Below are 25,912 nucleotides of genomic sequence, written 5' to 3' on the forward strand. Positions count from 1 at the left end.
ACCTGACAGACGCGGCACGATGCACCTGAGCAAACATGACCTGTTCCAGATGAACGACGAGTGGCTGAAGAAGCTGCCGGCGGAGCTTTTGCTGGAAGTGTCGAAGCGGCTGTTGCACGACGTAAAGGAGTTGCAGGATCGGCTGAATCAGAACCCGGACAACAGCTCGCGTCCGCCGACCAGCCAACCGCCCTGGGCGAAGACAGGTGGCTCGGAGGAACAGAATGGCGCGGCGGACGAGCGCGGCAATGCCGACGTCGCCGCGGAGACGGCTGGAAGCTCTACGGAAGAGACGGAACAGGCTCCACCGGTTGATGGGCAGCGGCAATCGGCCAAGAAGGGGTCTGGGAAGCGGCCCGGCAAGCAACCGGGCAGTCCAGGTCATGGTCGCAGTCAGAAGCTGGCGATCACCGCCCGGTGCGAGCACCGTCCCGAGATCTGCGCCGCTTGTGCGGCAGTGTTGTCGGCGGATGCCGCGTCGCAGGCTTACACGGCTTGGGACGAAGTCGACATTGCGCCGCCGGTCGAGAGCCTGATCGGGTTGACGTTCAGCGTCACCCGTCACACGCTGCTTGAAGTGAGCTGCTCCTGCGGCCATGTCAGCCGTGCGCAAGCTTGGCGGGCGCCGGCCGACGGGCAATGGGAGAAGGTTGAGCTCGGGGAATGGCGTCTCGTGGGTCCCCGGCTGGCCGGGGTGATCGTCCTGCTGGCGGTGCGCATGCGCCTGTCGCGGGCGAGCATTCGCGAATTGCTGATGGAACTGTTCGACTTGACGCTGAGTACGGGCGTCATCGACGAAACCATCCGGGAAGCGGGCCGCGCCAGTCTGCCGCTGGAGGACGCCCTGGTGGCCGACATCGTGCAGGCAGCGCAACTGCATGTCGATGAGACCTCGTGGCCGGAGTCCGGCACGCTGCTGTGGCTGTGGGCATTGGTGACGACCCACACGGTGCTGTTCCTGATCGGCCCACGCAGCCGGGAAATGCTGGAGAACGCCCTGCAGGACGGCTTTGCCGGCCTGCTCATCAGCGATGGCTACGGCGTCTATCGCGCCTGGGCAAACCGCTTGCGTTGCTGGCCGCACCTGCTGCGCAAACTGAGAGGGCTGGCCGAATCGAGCGACGCGCGAGTCTCCGGGGTGGGGCAAGAGATGGAAGGCATCATGAAGACGCTGATGGCCGCCATCTACGCGGCGCGGATCGATCCGCCGCCGGAAGGACTCCCGGCCCGCTACGCGAACGAGATTGAGCGACTGCGGCACCTGTGCGAAGCCCATCGGATGGATGACCACTCGGTGCTGCGTAGCGTCGTGCGCGAATTCCTCTACGACTGGGACGTGATCCTGCGTCCCGTTGCCGAGCCCCACCTGCCGCTTTCCAACAACGCCGCGGAACAGGCGCTTCGGCACTGGGTGATTTCGCGCACCATCAGCCACGGCACACGCTCTGAAGAGGGATCCCGCGCCTTCGCTTTCCTCGCCAGCCTCATCGAAACCTGTCGCCGTCGCGGAGCATCCGCCTGGCAGTACCTCGGCACCGTCATCGCCGCCGCCCGCAAAGGCTTGCAGCTCCCCACGATCCCCGCCATCCCGGCAACCGCGTAGGGGAGTGAATGATTACAGTTCACAAGTGCTACCACAGACGGCACCTTCGTCGTGCTCCGACTCGCTTCCGAAGCGCTGGGTGAACTCCGGCATCGACAAACCGGGTTTAAACCTGGATTCGATTCATGGCCATGGCGCTGCTCTCCGTATGGTGACGGTGTCCAGGCTAAGCCCCGCTGGGCTCACCAGATGCGCTCATCTGACGATTATTGCTAATCGGGATCGGTTTTCAGGCCGCGGAGCAATTCGACCATCTTCACAGCCAAGATTTTTCGGTCGTATTTCTCGGCAGCGACAAAACAATTTGACCGGTAGTGTTCATAGGCTTGCCGATCCTGTCGCAAAAGCTTGAGATACAGAACCAGTTGGGCAGAGTTTTCCGGCTCGAAAGCGATTCCCACATCTTCCATGCGTACGATATCCGCAGACTCGCCGGCCACACCGTGTAGAACGGGCAATCCCATTCCCATGCACTCGAATAACTTTGAAGGGATGACCGTCGTGAACAGATCCGTTTTCCTCAGGTGAATGATCGACACGTCGAGCACGGACCAGTAGCGGGCGACTTGGTCCTTGGGCACGGAGTCCACAAACGTCACGTTGCTGAGTCCTCTCCGACGGGCATCTTGCTTCAGTGCCCCCTTACGAGCACCGTCGCCAAGCAAGACCAAGTGAATATCCTCTCCCAAGCCCTCGGCGCAAAGCTTCTCGGCGGCATCCAGGATCGTTTCCAAGTGATGCGCCATTCCATGAGTTCCGACGTAACCGGCAACAAACTTGCCCGCGATGCCTAACTCGGCCACCAGACCTTGATCTTTGGGCATCCGTCTGAAGCGGGACATATCTACCCCGTTGGTAACCACGCTGATCTTGCCGCTACTGATACCCCGCGCAATCAACCTGTCACGGAAAGAGTGTGTGACAGTAACAATCAGACTCGCCTTCCGATACAGGAACATCTCTAGCCGCTCCAACCATCGAATAGCCGCTGAGTCCTGCATGGCGCCTACGGCTTTGATCGACTCGGGCCACAAATCCCTCAGCTCAAACACGAACGGTACCCGCTTTAGGACACTGACTACCCATGCCGCGCAGACGGTAAAGAAATGGGGAGAGGTTCCGATCACCACATCGACGTGGCGGACGAAAAGGGCAGACAAAGTGGCTGCAACCATAAAGCTCTGGTAGTCCAGGATGCGCTTGACGAAGCCCTCATTGGCCGTGATGTAGGACCAGACCCGGACGACGCGAATTCCGTCCATGTCCCCTGCCTGCCAGACTTTGTTTCGGTATCCGTCATAGACTCGGCCCATCGGAAAGTTTGGGACGCAGGTGATGACCGTCACCTGATTGCCCGCCTTGACCCACTCACGGCAATGCTCGAAGGTTCGACTCGCGGGGGCATTTACCTCCGGCGGAAAATTGTCTGTCAAGAAGAGGATATGCATCTCATGCCCAATCGAAATCAACCACCACCGCAGCGCCCTCGAACAGCACTTCAATGCATTGGTTGGATACGGAAACCCCAAATCCTGGATGCCACGTTGATGGCACCATCTGCGCGTGTCCGTCCGTAACCGACCAGCGAACTACTTGTCCGCCCGCTAAGCGTAGCTCTCGATCGCCTGTCACCCGGACATCCGGATGAAGGTGGAAGCGGCTAACGGCCTGGCGGAAACCTCCGGTTATCGCGTCGATGACCCGCAGACCACCGGTACGGAATTCCCACTGGCGGCGATGGATGGGGGATCCTGAGAGCCGCCGATAGCCGTCGTGGGAACAGCGTACCACCACTCTTTCACCGTCCTGCCAGACATCTCGCCAGAACTCCAGCGCGATTGGTCGGGCGCGCCGAGCGACCCGAAAGCCAGCCCATACCTCAGAGGAATCTTCCCCGTCGACTTCAACGGTGTTATGTGCTGACGTACTTCGTTGGCGTTGACGTTCCGCGCCTTCGCCATATCGGGATGTCCCTGAATTAACCAGAACGCGTTCACCAAAGAGGCTCAACTCAAAGCTGAGAGTGTCGGCGTGGGCGTGACCCGGCTGGTAATCCGGACCCACGTTGGCCACATCCAGCAAGGCCTTTCCACCCGAGCCAAGTTCGACGACGATGTAACCCGTGTCCACAAGATGGTTCAGCAGAAGTGGTCGCACCACGGCCTCGTCACCGGGACAACCCAATGCCCTCGCATACGCTGTGATCTGCGCGGAGCGTGGGGCAATCCCGAACGTTGCATCGTTAAAGAAGGCAATCTCACCGTCGGGATGGCACATGTGCCCCAGCCACGCCATGCCGCGTTCGATAGCGCCATGCCAGGCCGGAGCGCGCTCAGAAAGCTCGGGCAATCCACTCCTCTGGGCCAGGTTCAGCAAGTCGCAGAGATCCCACAGCAGGGTCGCGTGATACATCGGCGATAGCTCGAAGTGACCGCCATCAGCCAAGAACTGCTCGGGGATCTCTCGGTCCAGAATACCTAGTCCCCGGTGCAAGCAGCGGCTCCCCGAATCGCCCCCAAGGAAGGTGCCGGCAAACGTCAACGCCTTGCCGTTGGCGAATAGGTGGTTGGCCAGAATGTGGCGCTCCTCCTGTGCCGCAAGAGCCTGGGCTTGCCTAGCGATGCTGTCGAGCCACTCGGCAGGCACCTGCTCCTGCCGTGCACACCACTTGACCAGATTCACCAGCCGCAAGGAAAGGGTGTAGGGCTCCCAGCCGTTCCCGGTGAGAGATGGATTGTCGTGGATCCAACGCTCAATCAGCCATCCCTGTTGCTCGGCACGTGTGTCCGCGTCGACGGCATTGAGATCGTCGAGATAGTGAAGATTGTAGAGCCACAGTTTCGCGTGCTTATCCGAATTCCAGTCAGAGGGTTCCTTCACCTCGCCACGCTCCCCGAGAAACTCGAAAACCCCTGCCGTCAAGTGGCTACGCGGTGAAGTAAGCGGAGCCGACCACGGTTCGGACCAAGACCGTCGAACTGCCACCCTAATGGGTGCCAGCGCGAGCCGCGCGACCAGCGGTTTGGCCAAACGGTAATAGAGGCGATAGAGCACCTGCTCGGTCCGCAGGTGACGAATCGTACGGAGCAACAGCAAGATACGCCCGATACCCATCTCTCAAGGGACTCCTTTGGGTAACTGAGCGCGCCATCGCAACGCTATCACCACCATCCTGGGTCCGAGCCCCTGGCTATCCCGCTGACCTGCCACCGAATGTTGTCCACGCAACCGCACCCCATTTCCAAGCGCCCAGACCGACTCGACGGCACCATAGATACCCAGTGGCCAGTCGGTTGGCCCAACAAGGCGCGCCCAATCCACACCCAAAGTCTACGAAGCCAACAAGATCGACACTCGACTCACCTCGACAATCTCTGCGAACGGAATCGGCGCAACGGCCCCACCGCGAATCGCGTTGACAAAAGCTGCGGCGCACGCCTTTTGCCCCTTGTCCTGCCGCCACAGATTCATGTCCTTGAACCCTGGCCAGGCGTAGCCCTTCAGTCTTCGGAAGTTGTCAAGCTGCAACACCCGACCCCCTGCAAAGACTTCCAGGCGCTCCTTTGGAAACGCCTTACAACCATTCGCGAAATAGTTAACTGTACCGATGGAACCGTCAGCAAAGCCCAACTGTAGGCTCACGGTATCCCCATTCGCTGAATCCATCGCCATACGAGTGTGCGCTACCAAGGGGCTAGCGGCCAAGAATCGCAGCAAATCAATGAAATGGCATGCTTCCCCGATGACACGCCCGCCACCAATCTCGCGGTCATGCGTCCAGTGGTCCGACGGAATCTCGCCCGCATTGACAGTCATCACAAATGACTTCGGCCCGGTCACCCCGGTCAGAAGCGACTTGACCTTAGCCACTTGTGGCGAAAAACGCCGATTGAAACCAACCATCAGCAACGGTGCAGTGCCCAGCTCATGCAGCCGGGAATACGCCACTTCGATCTCATCCAGCTCTCGCAACGTCAGACAAATCGGCTTTTCCACAAAGACATGCTTGCCGGCCTGCAATGCCTGCAAGACAAACGCCGCGTGGCTGTTGTGACGGGTGCTTATTACCAAAGCATCCACCGTCGGGTCGCTGAACAGCTTGTCGGTATCCGTGGTGGTCTCGACAAAGCCATGCTTCTTACCAGCGTGCACCCCACTCACCCCGGTGCTTGATGCAACCGACTGCAGGTGGGCGCCAGCCTCCTTGAAGGCGGGGATCAGCACGCCCGTAGCGTAGTTGCCTGACCCGACAAACGCCACCACCGGAGCCTGCCCGGTCCCGGCAACTGGCTTGTGCGCCCCCACGCAAACCGTCGCCGCCCTCATCTCCGCGTCACTCTTTTCCTCACGGGTGGGGTACTCCAACAAGATACCCAGGGAAGGCTCGCTACCGCCAACCACCGCATACGCCGCTTCAGTCTCATCCAGCTTGAAGCGATGCGACATCAGCGGCTGAACGTCGAGGTGGCTATCGGCCAGCATATCCAGTACAGCTTCAAAGTTCCGCTGCTCAGTCCAGCGCACAAATCCAACCGGATAGTCCTGTCCTTTCTCCTCATAGTTTGGGTCATAACGGCCAGGGCCATAGGAAGCAGACACTTGAAAGGTCAATTCCTTCTTGAAGAAATCGTCACGAGACAAGTCGAGCCCGGTAACTCCCACCAGCACAATGCGCCCGCGCTTGCGACACATGAGAGCCGCCTGATGTATCGGCTCGCTGCTCCTCGTAGCCGCTGTCACCAGCACCGCATCGACCCCCCTTCCCCGGGAAAGCCGCTCCGCCACTCGAACGGGATCTTCCCCGGCGCTCAGGTTAACTACCTCGGCGCCGAACGCCTTGGCCATCATCAGTTTGGCCGGGTCGAAATCGATCCCCAAGACGCGACAGCCATTCGCACGAAGCAGTTGCACCGCAAGCTGGCCAATCAAGCCTAGGCCAGTCACCACCACGACCTCACCCAACGTTGGCTGCACGAGGCGGATACCCTGCAACGCAATCGCGCCGATGACGGCAAACGCTGCGGCGTCGTCACTCACCGCGTCGGGAACGCGTGCGCAAAGGTTCACCGGTACGCTCACGACCTCGCCGTGTTTCCCGTTGGACGCCACCCGATCGCCTGCGGCAAAGCCCTCGACGCCCCTGCCAACCTCCAGTACCACGCCGACGTTGCAGTAACCCAGAGGCACGGGTTGCCCCAACTTGTTGCGCACCGCATCGAGCGTCGGCATCAATCCGTCGGTCTTGATCTTTTCCAGGACCATGCGCACCTTGTCCGGCTGCTGACGAGCCTTTTCAATCGGGTTTGCTTTCCCGAAATCCACCAGCATCCGTTCAGTGCCAGCGGAAATCAGCGAGCGTGAAGTGCGGATCAATAACTGACCGGTGGTCGCACGCGGGCACGGTACTTCCGCCACACAGGTGGCGCCGGTTTTCAAGTCTTGAAGAATCTGTTTCATCTCTTTACCTATGACCACCAACAATTCAGCTCACGAACCGTGCGAAATGCAATCCGACAGCCCGACGTAGGCGACCCACCTGCACGCTCGCGGCCAGCATAGACTCATGCGCGCGACCCCACAGTCGGCCACCCCAATTTCTTCCCGCACTCACCCCCAGTTTTGTACCAGCGCGACATGTCAAACCGCTCACCGCAGATCCGAACACTACACGCTCCGGTACTCTTTCCACCCGGGCTCGCGCAACGTCCCGACCAGAAGAACACGTAACGGCCAGAATATCCCGCAAGAATTCACTAATCGCTCATACGCTGCACCCAGCAAGTACAAAGGCCAGGTCATGCGCAGATACTCAGGGCGACCCTCGACAAGCTCAACTCGCTCCAACAACATCCCGGAGTCCTCAGCCAGCCGGGCCACATCGCGCCGCGTATTGGCGCGGTAACGGGTCGGACACGTAGCGACCTCGGGTCGCCCGCGCAAACGATTGACATACTGGTGAAATCCATGTGGCGTAAACCGCGCTATGGTCGGCATGTAGTGCCACTTGTTCCGCGTCTTGAACAGAAAAACACCACATCGAACCGGCCATCCTCATAGGGTATGCCAGCCGCCTTAGCCACGCGCCCTTCGTCGAGCATTGGGTTGTCGATCACCCTTGGATCCAAATCAACCCCACACATCTGCCCCACGGCTACACGGAAATTCATTTGCGGTACAATCCCCGCACCGGCGCCAGGGTCGAGCACAACTGAGCTAGGATGCAAATACGCGATAATCCTCTCGCGGAAAAGCTCGTCATCCCAGTTTCGCGAATAAGATGGATAAAGTCTGCGATTTAACCAGTCTACAGCACTGCTCATTTCATTGATCTCCATGTCCTCGTTAGCACCTATTCCTTCTCTGCTCCCGGCGGCACCGCTCTCATCGTCGCAAACGCCCCTCTTGACCCACATTGCCCAATCTCTCTTGACACCGAACCCATGAATCACCAGCGCACTGCAAATTAGAACTACGGTTCTCTGCCCAACCCAAGCTCCTTATAAATGTCGATCAGCACCTCGATGGTGTTCGGCTCGACAGCACCTACGTTCGACGTTGTACCCGACTGTAGTAAAGCAAATAACTCGTCGAGGTCACGATACGCAAGGACCCCTTCTGGCCTATCTACCACATTGGTGGCGAAAACGGGTTTGCCCAGGTAAAGTGCCTCCCTGACTGAAATAGAATCGCCGTCGGTGCTCGTGTTCCGGATAAATCCTTCGCTAAGCTTTATCACCTCGCAAAAATCATGCGGAAAGCAGATCCAATGTGGAACATCGATCAGATCTGGAGCATTGACCCTGACGAACGCTTTGTAGCTCCCCGTTGGGTCCGAAATGATCAGCTTATAATCTGATCGCAGGGAGAAGCGCGACAAGAGATTGGTAATTCCATAAATCTCTAAGCCGTGCTTGTCGAATGTCACATTAAAGGCATTCGTGCAAAACACTCTCTGCCGCAATTTAATTCTCTCAATGACTTCCAAGGTCGCCAACGGCAGTGGCTGCACATCAGAAGGCGGGATAAAGGCTGAAACCCGTTGCGCTCGAGGATTCATACCGCGTGCCAACGTGTGGCTGCCCCTGTTGATTACGATTGGCACCGAACACCAACGTAATGACAAATAATCCGCCTCGTTTTTCAGCCAGGAGTAACGCGACAGATTACCGTGGTATGTAATTATCGTACGCTTCCCCAGGATGTGCCCAACAACCGCGAATACAAGCCGCAAATAGACATTAGACGTGTGCAGGTGAATTATCCGATGACCGAGAACGGAACTAATCCCTCTACCAGTAAACAAATCCTTCAAATGCAGGAACGAGCAATCGCGACGAGAACAAAAATACGCCCATAGACGACTAACATGAATTGTAACTCCGCCAATTGGCGGGGGAATCTTGCCAACTATCAACAGATCCTTCATTTAAAATACTCAGATGAAGTCACACAGCAACACGCCGAAGCATCCTGACGACTGCCGTCGAATACAAGGCCAGAAGAAGACACCGACTTACCGCTCTTAACCCATCTACGAGCGATTTCGACCCTTATCATATACTCGGTGGCGTCGATGGTACTACAGACGCAGCCCGGTATCAAAAACTGTGATCGTCCGCGAGGCAACTTATCCCAATGGAAAGAGAGGAATCACCAGAAAGTAGCAGGATAACCAACTAGTTAAAGCCGCGTAGCCGTACACTATGCGTGCGTCAATGCCCGAAGAGAATTCGCACTCCTTGGTAACGGCACGTCCCACCGAGCGACCTAGCGATTGCCTGGCGGGCTTCCCTTAATGCTCTCCAACACTAGACGGCGCGTGGATGTGGCACGCCATTCGTCGTTTGGGCTAGAAATGACATCAACGGCAAGTCTCCTTGCCGCCTGATTGCCGAACATCGAGGCATACCGCGCAAGTAGTGCCGCATCCTCTAGACCGAGTCGCCACGCTTCCCAACGCCTGCTGCTAAGCAGAGACTGGTTACCTTCTTCGTACACAACGCCAAAATCGGGACGTCGCCCATCAAAATCGTCCCAGGCGCTTCCATATATATCGCCATAACTCCAAAAGCCGACGCCACCAAAACCTCTAGCATAAGCACGCCAAGGCATAAGCCGATAGTAACTATAAGCCAGATTGTCCTTCCCGGGTCCCCGCATGTTATAGAGCCACACCTTGGAACCTTCAACGACAGCAGGGTCACTGGATAGACCTTCAGCCACGCATGCAATATCCACCAGTGAAACCAGAGCTAAGGCGGATCGGTTGTCAATCGTCGCGAAAAGTCTCACGCCAGCCAACTCGCTACGCATCCACCGAATTACCTCGTGCGCCATCACAATCTCTTCACCAACAGGCTCATCATACGGGTATAAGAAAACCCGTACATCGCTCCTTCCGACGCTCCGGATACTATCGATAATCCCATGGTACCACTGAACAAATTGTCGACGCCAAACAGGATCAGCAAGTTGCGGGGCATTTCGTCGAAAATCCAGGAACAGCAGGACGATGCTCACGCCAGTATATTTCTCAATGACTTTAGAAAACCCCTTAAAGTCGACGGACCGATACGGCGTAAGCATGGCTGGAGGAATGACTGCAACACTTGTATGATGGGCCAACAGGTCTGCGCGAGCTAAGTCGCCCCGCATAGCCAACATGCCATGGCCTGGATATGCCCAAACAACCGATGCCAGAAAGGAGCGGTTGTCAATGGTTGCAGCCCTTTCCACGTCGGTGGTAGCGATAAAGCGCTTACGAGAACCGTCGATCCGAAGGGTATGCCTTCCCTCACCGCACAATTTTAGCCACAGCATCACGGTCTCTCCCGGCGCGATGTCGTAGATGGGGCCCACAGGTACCAGTGGGTCGAAAACCGTTTCTAAGCTTGCTGTCAAGACTGGCTTGGCTTCAAAGAGAGCTGCTGTCAGGGCCGCTTGTTGCGCTGATTCGGTGAACCGAACGCGCAACGGTATGGAAGCCGGATTGCTTAACGTGAACGCGCGATAATCGCAACTCCCCTGGGGTATAAGTATCTTGTAATCTGCCTCTGCCTGACCCTTCGGCAACGTCAGAGGCGAAATGTGCGCCAGAGGATTAACCGTGTCGATCACGAACTCCTCGTTGGGAAAGCGCTTAGCCAATGCGGCGGCTCGCCGCGCGACGGTATCTGGGCCCGAGGGAAGGCCCAGCCGATCCAAAGCGCGCATCGCACGACGGCTTGCGTCGACGGTACGCGAAGCAGTGACGCGGCGTGAAACGTCGGCAGGAATCTCTCCCAAATCAATGGTCGATTTCAGTTCTGTTCCGGCTACCGCTTCGACGATTTCCACCTCGTCGGTAAAAAAATAACGGCCCCGCAAAATGATTTCCAGACGGGCATAGCGGGCCAAGCGTCCCAACCCAGAAAGGCTAAACCGTCTCTCCTCGTAGGGTCCTTCGTGCCCACCCACATCGTTAACGACATCGCCGACAAACTCGTACCGCTCTCCATCTGCACTAAGATAGACCATTCCGCGATAGGGAAAGCTTACGCCAGCAGCGAAACGTCGGGCAGTTCGAATCGCCACTGACTCAACCGGGACGATGTGCCCAAGATCTACGGTGATCGCCACCCCACGCGTCTCCTTCCAGCCAAGGCTCCCATCGGACGTCCATAAGATTCCCTTTGTGAACTGCTGGTCCGTGAGTGCCTTCGCTACTGTCTCCTTCGAGTAGGTTTTGTAGTTCGGCTCTGGATCTAACTGGTAAGGCTTCTGCCGAGAAACGAAGTCCGCGGCAGAGGCTACCGAAAGCCCCAGAATGGCCAGTGCTGCAGCTAAAGCAAACCTCCCCGACCAGGGGCGCCGGTACCGTGAATCAGCTTCCATCGCCTCCCTACTCTCCACTAGGGCTACTTCCTTGAACACTTCTGCGGCGCCAAGAGTTGGGACACGCCAACGCTATGGGTCAACAGCACTCCTAGCTCACCTCGAAGCGCCAGTCCGACCGCCTACTGAAAGCGCGCTCGCAGCACGTTATTTCTGAAACCGTGACTGCGATCTGTCACTGAGCCAACACTAACACCAGCCGGGGCAAGAGGCGTCACGACCCTCCTTTTTCGACGACTCAGCATCCCGGATAGGTTTGACACCTACGATGTACAAGTGCTGCCAATTGCCGACCCGTCGACAACCGCAGCGTACAACTTCGCCTGAGTCTTAGCAGCCTCACGCCACGAATAGTCTCGTTGCAGCGTCATGAAAGCTTCAGCACCCATTGCCTGCAACCGATCGTGTCCGACATCCGTAGCCTCACGGATTGCTCTCATCAACGCACCTACGGTCGGTTCGCCAATCTCGAAACCGAACTTTCCATCGCCCAGTAACTCGCCGAGCCCCCCTGCCGTCGTACTGGCAATTGGCCGGCCACTTGAAAGGGCCATGGTTGCGACACCACTTTGCGAGTAGAAATCCGTGTAAGGGAGCACGACCAGATGCGAGCATTCAAACAACCCGCGAACTTCTTCTTCCCCAATAAAGCGTGCCACGACATCAATCCCTTGCGGTGCACGCGCAACCAACGCCTCGCATTCACCCCAATATAACCTTTCTCCCTGACTCACAGCACCAGCGATCACAAGAGTCACCGGCAAACCTTCTGCCCGCAGTCTCTGCACGGCCTCGATAGCGAGATGAATTCCCTTGTTCTTGCGTATGGCCCCAAAACATAGAACGCGAAACTCCTCCGAACGTGTGTAGGGTAACGGTCGATCACACAGAGAAAAAACGCCATGGGAAGTGACTGTCACGGAATCGGCAGGAACACCAAAATCTCTTATCAATGTCTCCTTTTGGCTGGAATGATGGACTACCAATGCGTCGGGAGCCTGATACAAAGCGGTCAGGATCTTGATCTCAATTATGCGCAGCCAAACAGGCAGAAGCCACCGATGTGGGTAGACGTCGTGAACGGTCAGCACGAGACGAACATGCCTACGTGACAACTGCCACATCTGAAGAAGCGAAAGAAATGGTATTCCCGGAAAGTTGAAATGCACCAGAGTATGGGCTGATTTTGCGGCGTGCTTCAAGTCAAGAATTATAGCTGAACATTGTAAAAACTGCTTGCCCATCTCAAGAAGCTTACCGAATCGCCGCCGTGCCCGTAGTGAACAGAACACCCTCAGTTTGTCTTTCGGGAACGTCCCGAGATACTCGAAATCCTCCGGGCAAACCAACACCGCATCCGGATAACTCGAACGAATAGCGCCGAATAGCTCACTCACGTATTTCGCAGCCCCTGACTTGCTGGCTTGCGTGCATTGAATCAATAGCACCTCGTGGCCCTCTAACACGTCACTTCCCTCTTTGTCCGTTGCATTGTGTTACTTCGCACTGAAGCAGCCAACACGAGCGCTGCTCCTGCATAAGCCATGAAGTCGACACCTCCGTTTGCATACCCAAGCAGCCCACCGTGCTCCGACAAGCCACGTACAACAAGAAGCAACACCCACGTGGGGGCAAGAGCTGCAACGAGTCGGTCATCCCCGTGAAGTTGCTGTCGCTTCCAGAATAGCCACAGGCTTGCCCTCAACACATAGATTAGCATAATCATGCTGACGGAAAATCCCAGAAGCCCTTTCTCGGTCAATATAGTGAGGTAGGCATTATGGAAGGCGCCTGAATCGAGGCTCGTAAAACGTTCGAGGTTGCTTGAGTATAGCGTGAGATAGCGTGTTAGATCAGTGTCCCAGGTAAGCGCCCCCCACCCAAGAAAGGGCTTGTCCATAAACTTAGCCAAAGCGCCGCTCCACAGCTCAGAGCGGCCCGTCGTAACGTCGCTGAGCCAGTACAACGCTTGGAGTAGTGCTTGATCGTCAAGAATCGTCGCGCCGGCCACGAAGGCAAGAGCAGCGATGGGTAACATGAAGAGGACCACCATCTTCGACGGCGGACGCCGTAGAAGCCACGCAATCCCACCGGCGACTCCCAACGCTAGGATACTGGTCAAGGCGCCACTCAGTACCAAGGCCAGGAGAACTGTTAGGCTATAAGGGTAAAACCACCAGCGCCGTCCGTACCCTTGCCAGTTCAGCACAAAGGCAAGCAACATCGCAAAGGATAATGGATTCGGGTTGAGGCCATACCGGGCGTCCATCTCAAACTTGTAAGCGGCGAACTCCATCAGGTTGGCCGGGCTTGGAGGACCCATAATTAACAAGAAACCGCCGATCAGCGTGATTGCACCAATCAATGCGGGGATGACCAACAGTTTCCGAAAGACCCGGCTGTTTCCCATGCGCCTAAAATGGACCATCAGGACAAATGTCGTAGCCACCATGAAAGCTTGGCGAGCGGCGTCAAGCCACCCCAATTCCGGGCGAGATGAGTCCATTGTCGAAAAAACTCCGCAGATCACGTAGGTCATTCCGAGGACAAGCCAGCGCCTCTCAGCGTGGTTGATCCGCCAGCCTGAGGACCCGAGGCCCGCGAGAGTCAGGATGGACGCCCCGGTGATTAGGCCTCGAGCCAAAAGCCCGTACACACTGCCGGGGAGCACCACGAGCGCAAGAGACATCATGAACATCAGCGAAATTAGAACACTCACACTTCACTTCCTTTGAGGAGGATTCGGGTGGTCAGCCATAGAGCTACAGCTCCCTCCGAGATCACGCAAACCCAGATGACATTAGCTAGGCTGGTTGAAAACGCTAGTTTCCCAACGAGGGCAACCCCGTAAGCCAAGAGCATCAGCTTCATGTACAAGGCTCCACGCCCAAGCACAAAGCAGTGTCGAGCCGCGAGTTGATTAGTCGACATCACAAAGAAGTATGCTGAGTACGGAACCAGAAGGTCCGCAACCAAGCGTGTCTGGGTTGGACCAAAATGGCCGCGCTCATAGACCAACCGCACGATAGCGTCGTCTAGGCTGACCATCAATAGGGCGATCAGTCCACTAGGCAGGCAAAGGCACAGGAACACCCATCCCGTCGGCCGCCGGCCTGCACTCAGTGACCGAGCAGCCCAACTCTGATAAATCTGCCCCAGTTGCGAACTTATCAAATTGAGCGGCAGCATCCCAATTCGCAGCGCAAACGCGTTAATCGCCACTAGGCCATCTCCAAGACGTGCCGCAAAATAAAAATTGGAGAGCTGGTTAATGTTAAACCCGACGTTTTCGAGAGATGCTGATCCAAGTGATCGCATAAAAGATGATAAATTTGGCGCATCGCTAGTACCCCCCCCTGCCAAACGGCGCAGCAAGACCGTAAGGCCAATGAAACCAGCGAAGGCCATTCCGAAGAGATACGACCACGGCAAAGCAGCAGTCATGCTATCGCGTGTGGACGAAACGGAGTAGAACACCACGAGAACAATTAGCATAGTCGCCGGCGCCGTGGCACTTAGCAAAGTGGCTTCATTATGGCGGCGGTCGGCATGCAAGACACCAAAAGCAAGGCCAACTAAGACAGTAGGCAGGATCGAGAATGCAAGAATGCTGGCGAAACGCTTGAGCAGTTCATTGGGCGGCGCAAAACCAAGAACCACTGCCAGCTGTGTGGAATCCAGCACTGCTAAGGCGACAGTCAGCAGAAGTGCCAGCCCGCCAAGCCAGCACATCACCGGCCGGAGGAAGCTCGGACCACCGCCAGCTGCCTCACTCCTTATGTAATGCGGTACAAATGCAAGGTTGAACGCCCCCATCATGAAGCTAGAAACAAAGACCAGCAACTGTTGAATAGCAAAAAAGGCGTCAGTCACCCCCGAGACTCCAAAAACACTCGATATGAGCACTTCGCGGACGAAGCCTAACGCTTTGCCGAAACCGTTTATCAAGAGCTGTAGAAGCACGGGGCCCAATCGCCAAGGCAGTCCCGCGTTCATTATACAGCCCGCTTATAAAACACGATCCTGGTGGGCACGAGGGCGAGCCCGAATCGATAGCACCACGCAGCGGCGGTGAGACCGGCGATACCAAGAAGGCTTCGATGGAAGCCGACCCGTAAGAGCCCGTGGCGCGCGGGTAAGCAGAAACCAGCCGCAGCCCCCTCGGCGCGGAAGCGCTCACTGGCAGCCATCTGAGGGGCTTCAAGATCACTGGCTCGCGGGTAACGATTGCTCTGTTTGTAACCCCGGTTACTTAGCCCCTTGGCCCGGTTCAACTGGTCCATGGTCAGCCGCCTGAAAAGCGACCATGCGATCGCGTCAACGCCACCCTCGTCCTTGACGCGGTGAACTGCGATTAATCTTAGCCTCGCCGAAATCGCGGAACTCGCCAATCTGCAAAGGTTCGATTCCCACGAATGCGCTAACGCACCTCGTACAGCGTCCGCACCTTCCGGTGTCAGCCCTTGATCGATAAGGACGCGGACATCGAACACGAAACGCTCATCGACGGTCACGCCACTCTTCCTACCACCGCTCGTCGCGAAGGCGATCGTGCTCTTCGTCGCTCGGAGGTAGCCCGCTCACGATCGTTCGTTTCCAAGACCCAAGGATTTCCTTGACGGCTTCGCGGACAGAGCGCCGCGGTTGGGGTGCTCCTTTAGAGTCTCCCCCGCTGGAATAGCTGTCTTCCGGGAATGGATCCGCTTGAGTGGTTGCTTCGGGTACCGTTTTATGATCGGGAATGATCACCGTCAGTCGGATTCTCGAACGCTTCACATTAACTCCCGGTAGCAGTTGAAGCCAACCGTGGTCATATATGGCTTCTACTTGCATAGATGGTTCTCCTCCCACCGTCGATGACCGGCCACTCGGCGATTTCCTGTGCCGGTGTACAGGCAGACCGCCCCACCTTCGCCAACGGCGGGCAGCGATAGCCACTCTCCACTCTCGCGCCTCCAACCGGTCTGTCGGGCCGGGACGCCGGTCATGGGCGCGGAGGGCTTGACATAATGCTCACCGATCGCGGCAGTCGGGATCTGTGCTGTCACTTTCAATGTAACCTTCGTTTTAGTTTGTCAGCCAGGGCCAAGCTAGTGGTCCACTTGCCGCCGAAGACGCTCAGCAGCTTCCCGTTGCGCTGGAAGGCGTAATCACGACGCGCACGGGTTGGATCGCCGGCGGACTTGACCAACGGCCGAATTCCGGCAAAGGTTTCAACGATATCGGCCGCTGAGATCGGCCGGCTGTGGAAGTGATTGTAGGCTTTGAGAAGGTAGTCGGTTTCTTCGTCACTGCAGGCTATCGGCGCGTCCAGAGGTTGACGGACTTCAGTGGTGCCGATGAGGGTGCGACCCTTCCACGGTAGCACGAAGAAGATTCGCTTGTCCCCGGGGACTTCGAGCAGCAGGGCATGCTCGCAGGGACAGGCGACGACGAGATGACTGCCGCGAACCACGTCGAGACGATACCGGGGCTCGATACCGCTGTCGGTAAGGAGTTTTTCCGCCCACGGGCCGGCGATGTTGAGAATTTGGTCGAACGCCAACGGCTCGCCTGTCGCCAACGTCAGCCTTCCGTCTGGAGAAACGGAGCCTACGGCTACTCTTTCCTTGATGACGACGCCGGCTTGTCGGCACTGCTCGGCTACCCAAAGTCCGAGGCGCCGGTCGTCCATCTGGCCATCGTGGTAGCGGAAGCCGCCGAGCAGATCGTCGGTCTTCAGCGTCGGCGCCAGTGTCACGACCTGTTCCCTTGTCAGCGCTTCGCTCTTCGGTAGCCTCGACTTGCCAGCCAGGAGGTCGTAGAGCTTCATGCCTACCGCCAGCATCCACATCGGCCGACGGCTACTCCGGTAGACCGGCAACAGTATTGGCAGTGGCCGGGTCAGGCGCGGCGCACGCGCCAGCCAGGCGTCGCGCTCGCGCAGTGCCTCGCGTACCAACAGGAACTGACCCGTCTCGAGGTAGCGCAGCCCACCATGCAGCATTTTCGACGAGGCAGCACTGGTGGCTTCCATCACGCGAGCGCGCTCGAACACGGTAACGTCGTCGCCACTCTTGGCCAGCCGCCAGGCTGAACACAGGCCGTTGATGCCGCCGCCGATGACTGCAATCCTCATCCGCAGCGCTCCCGGCGTTCCACTGGCAGCAACCCGGTGCGACCACCGTGTGGTGAGCGGCAGGCGCCGATCGATACCGCCCGCGAACCCGGCGCTTCGCGACGCTCGGCGCGGGATTCGAGTTCACCACAGAGGACGTCGGTCCTATCGAGCCAATGGCGGGCTTGCTTCATGGCCGTTCCGCCGACGCGTTCGCCGGTGCCGGGCCACTTGACGGAGTTGCCATACCTTCCCGGGCGGGTCCAGACGAAGTCGCGCGGCACCTCCGAGATCTTCCCGATACGCGTTTCCAGAACGCTCCAATTGAGCAGACGAAGCGTGACATTGTGGCGGTTCTCCTTGACGACGAAGCAGTGCACCCTGGCTTCGTCACACGCTCTGGCCAGACCGGCGCGATTCTGCGCGCCGGGCCACGAGAGGGGGCTCGGTGATCAGGTTCACTCTGTGACGGGCGGCGGTTCCTGCCTGCTTGCGGTGCAGGCCACTCGGCCTGCGAGGGTCAACACGTTCCAGATTATCCGAATGGGTTTCGACGGCAGCGAAATGGTTCCTGGCGATACGGCCGCAACCGACGATGCCGATGCGGATTTTTCTGCCCTGGATGATTTTGTTCATGGTCGATTGGCTAAAGAGCGAGAGCACGCGTCTCGCAAGGGATGTTCGGTTGTAGCAGCAGCAAGTCCGCTACCTGTGACGGCTGTGTTCCGCGGTGTCGGGTAACCACCCTTCGTTGAGGACCTCCCGCATCGCCCACCGGCAGGCGTCGGGAAAACAGTCGAGGCCGGTTTCCCCGACAGCCTGGGCAAGCGCCTCGGCCCAGACCATCTCCAGCCATCGCGCTTCCTGGAGCTTGGGAACGAGGCTGGGGGGTGTCATGCAGCCCATAGGCAATTTCCTTGCGCTGCGCCAGGATGGTCTTTTCCCAACTGGCTCGCCGCCTATCCATCTGGTATTGCCACTCGAGCAGATGCGCCAGCAGGACCGCCATGCGGCTCGCCAATTCGCGTTGTTCGCTCCTGGCGACGCTCTCAATCTCTTCCGCGACGTGCTCGCGGTCGAGCAGCTCGACCCGCCCGGCACGAATGAGACTGGCCTGCTCGCTGGCCCATACCACCACAGCCGATTCGTAACTGGCTATCACACTGCCCCCTGCAACCCCGGCTGACAGAAAGCGTTTCATTCTACCCGAACCCTGCCTATGGAACCTGGACTTTGCTCAGGTTCTGTGCCGTACGGTAACGGATTCGACAATGCCAGCCAGTGCGAATGGGCTGGCGTTGACGTGGCGTGAACGCCTTGCTCAGCTAAGCAGATCACTCTTCGGAAGCGCGGACTTCCCCGCATTGACCGCGCTTGCGCTGCGCACCTATACTCGTTTCGCAGGTGCCGTTAGATTTCGTCCCCCCATGATGCCATGGCACCGAGGCTCATCGTTGGGCAGCGCATGAGGAAGGTGATCGATGAACACGGAATCTCTGAAGGAAGTGATCAAGCGGGAGTTGCCGGTCTGGCTGCGGGAAGATCCCGAGTTGCGAGCCTACATCCTGGAACTCACTCGTCAGGAATACGCCGCCCGGGCGGATACCCAGGACAGGTTCTACGAGATTCTGGCCGAATTGCGTCGTGATCGGGAGGAGCAGGCGCGCAAGTGGGACAAGCAGTCGCGTAAGTGGGACGAGCAGTCGGGCAAGTGGGACGAGGACGCGCGCCAGTGGCACGAACAGAACCGCAAGTGGGAAGAATCTGAGCAACGCTTCAACCGCGTTCACGAAGAGATCATGGCGCAGGCCAGAAGGCATGATCGCACCATCGGGGCCTTGGGCGCGCGATGGGGCACACAATCGGAAAAGGCTTTCCGCGATGCGCTGGCCGGAATTCTTGAACAGACCTTCGGGGTGCAGGTGTTGAATATCAACGAGTACGATGATGAAGGCGTCGTGTTTGGGCGTCCTGACCAGGTGGAACTGGACGTGATCATCAAGAACGGTTTGCTCCTGATTTGCGAATTGAAGTCCTCAATCGACAAGGCAGCAATGTATATCTTCGAAAGGAAGGCCCGCTTCTATGAGCGGCGGCACCAGCGCCAGGCCGACCGGCTGATTGTGGTTTCGCCGATGATTGATGCGCGTGCGCAACAGGTGGCGCAGCGGCTGGGGATCGAAACCTACGGTGATTCGATGGAGGTTGCGCCGGGCTGAGGTGAGGCTAGGGGGGTGGTGCACGTGAGGGCATTCTGCCACTGTTGTCCCGCGTCCGGGCGGGTCAAAAATAGAGTCGACGTTGCTGCGGTCATGCTCACTGGTCGATGCCGCCGCCTCGGCTTCGTAACGAGCTCTCTCACCGTTCCCTTTCCCTTTCCAGCCCGACGCCGAGCGATCCACTGCCATTACCCGCCCAGATGCCTGTCGACCATTACGAAAACTTCCCCGTTGCCTCGCTGCTGCTGCCTCGGCGCCTGCGCCGACCGATCGAGGCGATCTACCGTTTTGCCCGCGCTGCCGACGACATCGCCGATGAGGGCGATTCCCCTGATGCCGTCCGGCTCCAGGGCCTGGCCGAGTACGGCGACGAGCTGACGCGTATCGAACGCGGCGAGCCGCCACTGCGGCCGGCCTTTACGGAACTGGCGGCGATCGTCGCCGAGTGGCGGCTGCCGGTGCCCTTGTTGCGCGACCTCCTCGACGCCTTTGCGCAGGATGTGGTGAAGAAGCGTTACGCCGACTATCCGGAGTTGCTCGACTACTGCCGGCGCTCGGCGAATCCGGTTGGCCGCCTGTTGCTGCATCTGGTGGGGACCACGAGTGACGAGAACCTGCAGCGCTCGGACTGGATCTGCAGCGCCCTGCAGCTCGTCAATTTCTGGCAGGACGTGGCCATCGACTGGCGGAAGGATCGTGTCTATCTGCCGCAGACCGACCTCGCGCGCTTCGCCATTGCCGAGGCGCAGATCGCCGACGGCTGCTCGAGTGCCGAATGGGCGGCGCTGCTCGATTTCGAGTGCGAGCGCACGCGCCGCCTGATGCTCGCCGGCGCGCCGCTGGTCCATCAACTGCCGGGGCGCATGGGCTGGGAAATCCGCCTGACCGTACAGGGCGGCCTGCGCATCCTGGAGAGGATTCGCCAGGTTCGCGGCGATGTTTTCCGGCAGCGCCCGGTTCTCGGTGCGGGCGATTGGCTGCACATCGGCAAACGCGTCTTGTTCATGTAATTCATGTAATTCATGCCAGAATTGCGGCCCTGTGGAAACCCCGAGATCACCCATGACACCCGACGAGTACTGCCAGGAGAAGACTGCCCGCAGCGGCTCCAGCTTTTACTACAGCTTCCTCTTCCTGCCGCAGAATCAGCGGCGCGCCATAACCGCGCTGTATGCCTTCTGCCGGGAAGTCGATGATGTCGTCGATGAGTGCCAGGATCCGCAGATCGCCGCCACCAAGCTGGCGTGGTGGCGGCAGGAATTGAGCGGCCTCTACGCCGGCAAGCCGCAACATCCGGTGACGCAGGCGCTGCAGGCGGCAAGCGGCGAATTCCATCTGCCGGAGGAACAGTTGCAGGAAATCATCGACGGCATGGCGATGGATCTGCAGCAGACGCGCTATCTCGACTTCAAGGCGCTGTCGCTCTATTGCTACCGCGTCGCCAGCGTCGTCGGACTGCTCGCCGCCGAGATCTTCGGCTATCAGGACCGCAAGACTCAGAAGTACGCACACGATCTCGGCCTCGCTTTCCAGTTGACCAACATCATTCGCGATGTCGGCGAAGATGCACGCATGGGCCGCATCTACCTGCCGATCGACGAGCTGCAGCGCTTCGGGGTACCCGCCGCCGACATCCTCAATGCCCGCCACAGCGACAATTTCCGCCGCTTGATGGAGTTCCAGATCGAGCGCGCCGAAGGCTATTACGCACAGGCGATCGACGAACTGCCGGCCATCGACCGCCGCGCCCAGCGCCCGGGCCTGATGATGGCGGCGATCTACCGCACGCTGCTCGACGAGATCCGGCGGGACGGCTGCCAGGTGCTCACGCAACGTACGTCGCTGACGCCGATCCGCAAGCTGTGGATCGCCTGGCGGACCTGGGTGAGTGGATGAGGGTGGCGGTGATCGGCGGTGGCTGGGCAGGTCTGGCAGCTGCCGTCGAACTGGTGAGCGCCGGGGTCGGCGTCACCGTCTTCGAGGCGGCAAGGCAGCTTGGCGGGCGCGCGCGTAGCGTCTCGGCCCACGGACGCCGGCTGGACAACGGCCAGCACATCCTGGTCGGCGCCTATCGCGAGACGCTGCGCCTGATGCAGGTGGTCGGCAACCATCCCGATCGTCTGCTCGAACGAATGCCGCTCGAGATCGCCTTCCCGGGCCGCCAGCCGGCTCCTTTCCGGCTGCGCTTGCCGCGCCTGCCGGCACCGTGGCACCTGGCCGTAGGCCTGCTCGGCACGCGCGGCGCCAGCCTGGCCGAGAAGCTCCGGGCCGTGCGCTTCATGCGCTTCCTGCAGGCCACGAACTATCGGCTGGGCGACGATTGCACGGTAGCGGCGCTGCTCGATCGCCACGCGCAGCACGGGAACCTGCGCGGCTGCCTGTGGGAGCCGCTCTGTCTGGCGGCGCTGAACACCGCGCCCGAACAGGCTTCGGCGCAGATTTTCGTCAATACGTTGCGCGACAGTCTCGGCAGTGATCGCGCGGCGACCGACCTGCTGCTGCCGGCAGCCGACCTCGACCAGTTGTTCCCGGCGGCAGCGGCGAGCTTCATCGCGGCGCACGGCGGGGAAATCCGCCTGTCGACGCGGGTGGCGAGCATCAACGCCAGCTTCGTTGTCGGCGGTGAGCGTTTTGCTGCCGTGGTGCTCGCCACCGGCCCGCAGCAGGCGGCGCCTTTGCTCGCCGGGAACGAGCAAAGCGGGCCGGTGGCACGACTGTTGGCCGACTACCGCTGGGAGCCGATCGGCACGGTCTATTGCGGCTATCCGCCGGAGGTGCGCCTGCCCTTGCCGATGCTCGGTCTCGCGGCACAGGGCGACGGCCGGTTCGGGCAGTGGGCCTTCGATCGCGGCGGGCTGTGCGGCACGGCGGGAGTGATCGCTTTCGTCCTCAGCGGCAGCGGCGCCTGGGAACATGCCGACAATCCAACGCTGGTCGCGGCACTGCATGACGAGCTGGCGGCGGCGCTGGGTACCCGGCTACCGCCGGTCCTCTGGCAGCAGGTGATCCGCGAGCGGCGCGCGACGTTTTCGTGCCGCCCAGGGCTGCCGCGCCCAGCCGCGAGAACCGCGCTGGCCGGACTCTGGCTGGCCGGGGACTATGTGTGCGCCGACTACCCGGCGACGCTCGAGGCGGCGGTGCGCAGCGGCGTCGCCGCCGCCAGGGGGATCCTGCTCACTTGATCTCTTCGAGCTGCCCGGCGTGCATGCGCAGGCGGCGCGCGCAACGCGCCGCGATCTCCTCGTCGTGGGTGACGAGGATCAGCGTCGTGCCGCGCTCGGCGTTGATGGCGAACATCAGCTCGATGATCTGATGCCCGGTCGCCGCGTCGAGATTGCCGGTCGGCTCGTCGGCGAGCACCAGTCGCGGTCCCGGCGCAAAGGCACGCGCCAGCGCGACGCGCTGCTGCTCGCCGCCCGAGAGATGCTTCGGGTAGTGGCGCAGGCGTTGCGCAAGGCCGACGCGCTGCAGCCAGTACTCGGCGCCGGCACGGGCATTCGGCGTGCCGGCGAGTTCCAGCGGCAACATGACGTTTTCGACGGCGTTCAGCGAGGGCAGCAACTGAAAGCTCTGGAAGACGAAGCCGAGCAGGCGCCCGCGCAGGACGGCCCGCGCATCCTCGTCGAGACCGCCGAGATCCTCGCCGGCGAGGGCGACGGAGCCGCTGCTCGGCAGATCGAGGCCGGCCAGCAGGCCGAGCAGCGTCGATTTGCCGGAACCGGAAGCGCCGACGATGGCCACCGTCTCGCCGGCAGCGACGGCGAACGAAATCTCGTGCAGAATGGTCAACGGCTCGCCACCGTTATCCACACGTTTGGCAAGATCGCGAACCTCAACGACCATCGATGCGTCTCCAACCATGCTCCGTTTTCCCACCTTTCATTGGCTGCTGCTCGCCGGACTGATGCTGCTCGCCCCGGCGGCCCAGGCGGCACGAACGATTCTGGTCTTCGGCGATTCGCTCTCGGCGGGCTACGGGATTCGCCAGGATGCCGCCTGGCCAGCCTTGCTGGGCAAGCGCCTGCAGGAGAAGAAGCTCGATTATAGCGTCGTCAATGCCAGCATCTCGGGAGAAACCACCAGCGGCGGGCGCACGCGCATCGACGCGGCGCTGGAGCGGCACGCGCCGCAGGTGGTCATCGTCGCACTCGGCGCCAACGACGGCCTGCGTGGCCTGCCGGTGACGCAGTTGCGCGACAACCTCAGCGCCATCGTCGCCAGCGCCCAGCAGAAGAAGGCGCGGGTGCTGCTGGTCGGCCAGCGCATACCGCCCAACTACGGCGCCTACGCGGTGCAGTTCCACAACACCTTCGGCGAGGTGGCGAAGGCCCGCAAGGTGGCGCTGGTCGACTTCCTGCTCGACGGCGTGGCGACACAGGCACAGCTCTTTCAGGCCGACAATCTCCATCCCACCGCCGAGGCGCAACCGCTGCTGCTCGACAATGTCTGGCGCGGGCTGGCGCCGCTGCTAAAATGACCGGCCGTTGACCCAGGGGCTGCCGCGGCATGAAACATGACATCACTTGCGTCGGGCACCTCGGCGAGCTGTCTTCCTTTGACGAGATCATCGATGTGCGCTCGCCGGCGGAGTTTGCCGACGATCACATTCCGGGGTCGATCAACTGTCCGGTGCTCGACAACGAACAGCGCATCGAAGTGGGCACGCTCTACAAGCAGGTTTCGCCATTCGAGGCCCGCAAGGTCGGCGCGGCGCACGTTGCCGAGAACATTGCCCGGCACTTGCGGGCGCGCTTTCTCGAGCGGCCGAAGACCTGGCGGCCCTTGGTCGTCTGCTGGCGCGGCGGCCAGCGCAGCGGCTCGCTGACGCACATCTTCCGGCGCATCGGCTGGGATGCGCAACAACTCGAAGGCGGCTACCGGACGTATCGCCGGCTGGTCATGGAGAGCCTGGCGGTGCTGCCGCGCCAGCTGCGCCTGAAGGTCATCTGTGGGGCGACAGGCAGCGGCAAGAGCCGCATCCTGCAGGCCATCGGGCGACTCGGCGAGCAGATCCTCGACCTCGAGGAACTCGCCTGTCACAAGGGTTCGGTACTTGGCGTGCTGCCCGACGCGCCGCAGCCGTCGCAGAGGATGTTCGAATCGCGGTTGCTGACGACGATCCAGGCCTTCGACCTCGAGCGCCCGGTTTATGTCGAGGCGGAGAGCCGCAAGATCGGCTCGCTGCATCTGCCGGCGGCGCTGATCGAAACGATGCGCGCCGGCGAGTGCGTGAACATCGAGGCGTCCTTCGCCGCGCGCGTCGACTTTCTTCTGCGCGATTACGACTACTTCCTGGCGGCGCCCGAGTGGCTGAACGCCTGCCTGCAGCCGTTGCGGGGCATGCACAGTACGGAAACCTTCCTGCGCTGGCGCGACTACGCCTGCGACGGCCAATGGCGCCCACTGGTCGGCGAACTGCTCGAACAGCACTACGACCCGCTTTACAGCCGTTCGCAAAGCCGCAATTACGCGGGATTCGATTCGCCGGAAACCGTCACCACCGACGATCTGACGCCGGCAGGGGTCGAGGCGGTGGCGCGCCGCATCTGCGGCGGCTAGTCAGAGCCGGCCGGCGATCGCACCGCGCGCCGCGCACAGGCGCTGCACCATGGCCGGCTTCGGCAACTCGACGCTGCCTTCTTCGAAAGCCAGCAACCGCCAGCCGCGCTGCCGCACCCAAGCGAGCATTTCCTGCGAGCGCAGCAGGAACTCCGGGTTGCTGGGGCGCCCATAACGCTCGTTGCCGACCATGAAGGTCTCGTAGATCAGTACGCCTGGTTCGGCCAGCGCCGCCAGCAGTTCGTCGAGCCGCGGACGAAACAGGTAGTTGGTGACGACGATGCCGGCGAAGAGGCGCCCGTGGTAGGGCCAGGCGCCGGCCTCGAGGTCCGCCTGACGGACGTTCACCCCGTCGACGTCGTGCAGGGCGGCCAGCGCCTGCGCATCCCGGTCCACCGCCTCGACGCGGTAGCCGGCTGCGGCGAGCAGGCGGGCATGTCGACCCGCGCCGCAAGCGAGATCGAGCACCTCGGCGCCCTCGGGAATCAGCCGCAGAAAGCGGCGAACCCAGGCCGAAGTGGCGGATTCGGCGCAAGAAACCGTCATTGGCGGCAATCCTTC

At 60.1% G+C, this 25,912-nt stretch carries 23 protein-coding genes and 1 pseudogene; 7 read left to right on the plus strand and 17 right to left on the minus strand.

What is annotated here, in order from left to right; translation table 11 throughout:
- Positions 1 to 19: 19 nt before the first annotated feature.
- Positions 20 to 1,603, plus strand: a complete 1,584-nt coding sequence (tnpC, locus tag CAP2UW1_RS16105; protein WP_012806762.1) for an IS66 family transposase — start codon at positions 20 to 22, stop codon at positions 1,601 to 1,603.
- Positions 1,604 to 1,815: 212 nt separating this feature from the next.
- Here the strand turns inward: tnpC and CAP2UW1_RS16110 are convergent, their stop codons facing one another.
- From CAP2UW1_RS16110 to CAP2UW1_RS26185, 15 genes and pseudogenes are all read right to left on the minus strand, one after another.
- The gene (locus CAP2UW1_RS16110; protein WP_015767687.1) at positions 1,816 to 3,051 is read right to left on the minus strand and encodes a glycosyltransferase family 4 protein; all 1,236 of its coding nucleotides are present in this window, start codon (positions 3,049 to 3,051) and stop codon (positions 1,816 to 1,818) included.
- 1 nt (position 3,052) lies between these two features.
- Positions 3,053 to 4,717, minus strand: coding sequence for a heparinase II/III family protein (locus tag CAP2UW1_RS16115; protein WP_015767688.1), 1,665 nt, complete (start codon positions 4,715 to 4,717; stop codon positions 3,053 to 3,055).
- 216 nt (positions 4,718 to 4,933) lie between these two features.
- Entirely contained in the window at positions 4,934 to 7,060 is a 2,127-nt protein-coding gene (locus CAP2UW1_RS16120) for a bi-domain-containing oxidoreductase (protein WP_015767689.1), read from the minus strand.
- A gap of 524 nt (positions 7,061 to 7,584) precedes the next feature.
- Entirely contained in the window at positions 7,585 to 7,938 is a 354-nt protein-coding gene (locus CAP2UW1_RS25665; RefSeq protein ID WP_199931486.1) for a methyltransferase domain-containing protein, read from the minus strand.
- 134 nt (positions 7,939 to 8,072) lie between these two features.
- The gene (locus tag CAP2UW1_RS25670; protein WP_015767690.1) at positions 8,073 to 9,029 is read right to left on the minus strand and encodes a hypothetical protein; all 957 of its coding nucleotides are present in this window, start codon (positions 9,027 to 9,029) and stop codon (positions 8,073 to 8,075) included.
- A gap of 341 nt (positions 9,030 to 9,370) precedes the next feature.
- Complete coding sequence (locus tag CAP2UW1_RS16130; protein WP_199931487.1) at positions 9,371 to 11,515, minus strand: hypothetical protein; 2,145 nt, start codon at positions 11,513 to 11,515, stop codon at positions 9,371 to 9,373.
- Between the two features lie 224 nt (positions 11,516 to 11,739).
- A complete protein-coding gene (locus CAP2UW1_RS16135) occupies positions 11,740 to 12,942 on the minus strand; it encodes a glycosyltransferase family 4 protein (RefSeq protein ID WP_015767692.1) in 1,203 nt (400 codons plus the stop codon).
- The gene (locus CAP2UW1_RS16140; protein WP_015767693.1) at positions 12,936 to 14,195 is read right to left on the minus strand and encodes an O-antigen ligase family protein; all 1,260 of its coding nucleotides are present in this window, start codon (positions 14,193 to 14,195) and stop codon (positions 12,936 to 12,938) included. The genes CAP2UW1_RS16135 and CAP2UW1_RS16140 overlap by 7 nt, the downstream gene beginning before the upstream one ends.
- A complete protein-coding gene (locus tag CAP2UW1_RS16145) occupies positions 14,192 to 15,439 on the minus strand; it encodes a lipid II flippase MurJ (RefSeq protein WP_199931488.1) in 1,248 nt (415 codons plus the stop codon). Before CAP2UW1_RS16145 ends, CAP2UW1_RS16140 begins: the two co-directional genes overlap by 4 nt.
- Positions 15,440 to 15,471: 32 nt before the next feature.
- Positions 15,472 to 15,990, minus strand: a complete 519-nt coding sequence (locus CAP2UW1_RS26175) for a hypothetical protein (RefSeq protein WP_041567879.1) — start codon at positions 15,988 to 15,990, stop codon at positions 15,472 to 15,474.
- A gap of 536 nt (positions 15,991 to 16,526) precedes the next feature.
- A complete protein-coding gene (locus tag CAP2UW1_RS16155; RefSeq protein WP_015767697.1) occupies positions 16,527 to 17,594 on the minus strand; it encodes a glycerol-3-phosphate dehydrogenase/oxidase in 1,068 nt (355 codons plus the stop codon).
- Positions 17,591 to 17,953 (minus strand): hypothetical protein, encoded by a 363-nt coding sequence (locus CAP2UW1_RS24015; protein ID WP_049778592.1) that lies wholly within the window; start codon positions 17,951 to 17,953, stop codon positions 17,591 to 17,593. Before CAP2UW1_RS24015 ends, CAP2UW1_RS16155 begins: the two co-directional genes overlap by 4 nt.
- A 10-nt stretch (positions 17,954 to 17,963) precedes the next feature.
- Entirely contained in the window at positions 17,964 to 18,236 is a 273-nt protein-coding gene (locus tag CAP2UW1_RS25675) for a Gfo/Idh/MocA family oxidoreductase (RefSeq protein ID WP_199931489.1), read from the minus strand.
- Positions 18,237 to 18,278: 42 nt separating this feature from the next.
- Positions 18,279 to 18,479: a DUF29 family protein gene (locus tag CAP2UW1_RS26180; protein ID WP_412566828.1), complete on the minus strand. Its 201-nt coding sequence runs from the start codon at positions 18,477 to 18,479 to the stop codon at positions 18,279 to 18,281.
- 31 nt (positions 18,480 to 18,510) lie between these two features.
- A pseudogene (locus CAP2UW1_RS26185) lies at positions 18,511 to 18,774 on the minus strand (DUF29 domain-containing protein); the annotation flags it as partial.
- A 280-nt stretch (positions 18,775 to 19,054) separates the two neighbouring features.
- Here CAP2UW1_RS26185 and CAP2UW1_RS16170 point away from each other — a divergent pair.
- From CAP2UW1_RS16170 to hpnE, 4 genes are all read left to right on the plus strand, one after another.
- Entirely contained in the window at positions 19,055 to 19,792 is a 738-nt protein-coding gene (locus CAP2UW1_RS16170) for a PD-(D/E)XK nuclease family protein (RefSeq protein WP_015767698.1), read from the plus strand.
- Positions 19,793 to 19,992: 200 nt separating this feature from the next.
- Positions 19,993 to 20,802 carry a squalene synthase HpnC gene (gene hpnC / locus CAP2UW1_RS16175; protein WP_015767699.1) on the plus strand — a complete coding sequence of 270 codons (810 nt, stop codon included), beginning with the start codon at positions 19,993 to 19,995 and terminating at the stop codon, positions 20,800 to 20,802.
- Between the two features lie 52 nt (positions 20,803 to 20,854).
- On the plus strand, positions 20,855 to 21,688 hold the full coding sequence (gene hpnD, locus CAP2UW1_RS16180; protein ID WP_015767700.1) for a presqualene diphosphate synthase HpnD: 834 nt from the start codon (positions 20,855 to 20,857) through the stop codon (positions 21,686 to 21,688).
- Entirely contained in the window at positions 21,655 to 22,974 is a 1,320-nt protein-coding gene (gene hpnE / locus CAP2UW1_RS16185; RefSeq protein WP_291911802.1) for a hydroxysqualene dehydroxylase HpnE, read from the plus strand. The genes hpnD and hpnE overlap by 34 nt, the downstream gene beginning before the upstream one ends.
- Here the strand turns inward: hpnE and CAP2UW1_RS16190 are convergent.
- A complete protein-coding gene (locus CAP2UW1_RS16190; RefSeq protein WP_015767702.1) occupies positions 22,967 to 23,635 on the minus strand; it encodes an ABC transporter ATP-binding protein in 669 nt (222 codons plus the stop codon). The genes hpnE and CAP2UW1_RS16190 overlap by 8 nt on opposite strands.
- A 16-nt stretch (positions 23,636 to 23,651) precedes the next feature.
- Here CAP2UW1_RS16190 and CAP2UW1_RS16195 point away from each other — a divergent pair, with 16 nt between their 5' ends.
- Together CAP2UW1_RS16195 and mnmH are read left to right on the plus strand one after the other, a co-directional pair.
- Positions 23,652 to 24,269 carry an arylesterase gene (locus CAP2UW1_RS16195; protein ID WP_015767703.1) on the plus strand — a complete coding sequence of 206 codons (618 nt, stop codon included), beginning with the start codon at positions 23,652 to 23,654 and terminating at the stop codon, positions 24,267 to 24,269.
- 29 nt (positions 24,270 to 24,298) lie between these two features.
- Positions 24,299 to 25,351 (plus strand): tRNA 2-selenouridine(34) synthase MnmH, encoded by a 1,053-nt coding sequence (gene mnmH / locus CAP2UW1_RS16200; protein ID WP_015767704.1) that lies wholly within the window; start codon positions 24,299 to 24,301, stop codon positions 25,349 to 25,351.
- On the opposite strand, the gene CAP2UW1_RS16205 is transcribed toward mnmH, so the two are convergent.
- Positions 25,352 to 25,897 (minus strand): class I SAM-dependent methyltransferase, encoded by a 546-nt coding sequence (locus CAP2UW1_RS16205; RefSeq protein WP_041567881.1) that lies wholly within the window; start codon positions 25,895 to 25,897, stop codon positions 25,352 to 25,354. It abuts the gene before it with no gap.
- Positions 25,898 to 25,912 lie beyond the last annotated feature (15 nt).

The organism is Candidatus Accumulibacter phosphatis, from assembly GCF_000024165.1.
Taxonomy (GTDB): Bacteria; Pseudomonadota; Gammaproteobacteria; order Burkholderiales; family Rhodocyclaceae; genus Accumulibacter; species Accumulibacter phosphatis.

Excerpts from the sequence above, each read along its gene's own strand:
- CAP2UW1_RS16110 (WP_015767687.1), bottom strand. The coding sequence starts at position 3,051 with ATGCATATCCTCTTCTTGACAGACAATTTTCCGCCGGAGGTAAATGCC.
- mnmH (WP_015767704.1), top strand. The coding sequence starts at position 24,299 with ATGAAACATGACATCACTTGCGTCGGGCACCTCGGCGAGCTGTCTTCC.
- CAP2UW1_RS16195 (WP_015767703.1), top strand. The coding sequence starts at position 23,652 with ATGCTCCGTTTTCCCACCTTTCATTGGCTGCTGCTCGCCGGACTGATG.
- CAP2UW1_RS26180 (WP_412566828.1), bottom strand. The coding sequence starts at position 18,479 with ATGGGCTGCATGACACCCCCCAGCCTCGTTCCCAAGCTCCAGGAAGCG.
- CAP2UW1_RS16115 (WP_015767688.1), bottom strand. The coding sequence starts at position 4,717 with ATGGGTATCGGGCGTATCTTGCTGTTGCTCCGTACGATTCGTCACCTG.
- CAP2UW1_RS16120 (WP_015767689.1), bottom strand. The coding sequence starts at position 7,060 with ATGAAACAGATTCTTCAAGACTTGAAAACCGGCGCCACCTGTGTGGCG.
- CAP2UW1_RS16155 (WP_015767697.1), bottom strand. The coding sequence starts at position 17,594 with ATGAGGATTGCAGTCATCGGCGGCGGCATCAACGGCCTGTGTTCAGCC.
- CAP2UW1_RS16205 (WP_041567881.1), bottom strand. The coding sequence starts at position 25,897 with ATGACGGTTTCTTGCGCCGAATCCGCCACTTCGGCCTGGGTTCGCCGC.
- CAP2UW1_RS16170 (WP_015767698.1), top strand. The coding sequence starts at position 19,055 with ATGAACACGGAATCTCTGAAGGAAGTGATCAAGCGGGAGTTGCCGGTC.
- hpnD (WP_015767700.1), top strand. The coding sequence starts at position 20,855 with ATGACACCCGACGAGTACTGCCAGGAGAAGACTGCCCGCAGCGGCTCC.
- CAP2UW1_RS16190 (WP_015767702.1), bottom strand. The coding sequence starts at position 23,635 with ATGGTCGTTGAGGTTCGCGATCTTGCCAAACGTGTGGATAACGGTGGC.
- hpnC (WP_015767699.1), top strand. The coding sequence starts at position 19,993 with ATGCCTGTCGACCATTACGAAAACTTCCCCGTTGCCTCGCTGCTGCTG.
- tnpC (WP_012806762.1), top strand. The coding sequence starts at position 20 with ATGCACCTGAGCAAACATGACCTGTTCCAGATGAACGACGAGTGGCTG.
- CAP2UW1_RS25665 (WP_199931486.1), bottom strand. The coding sequence starts at position 7,938 with ATGGAGATCAATGAAATGAGCAGTGCTGTAGACTGGTTAAATCGCAGA.
- CAP2UW1_RS25670 (WP_015767690.1), bottom strand. The coding sequence starts at position 9,029 with ATGAAGGATCTGTTGATAGTTGGCAAGATTCCCCCGCCAATTGGCGGA.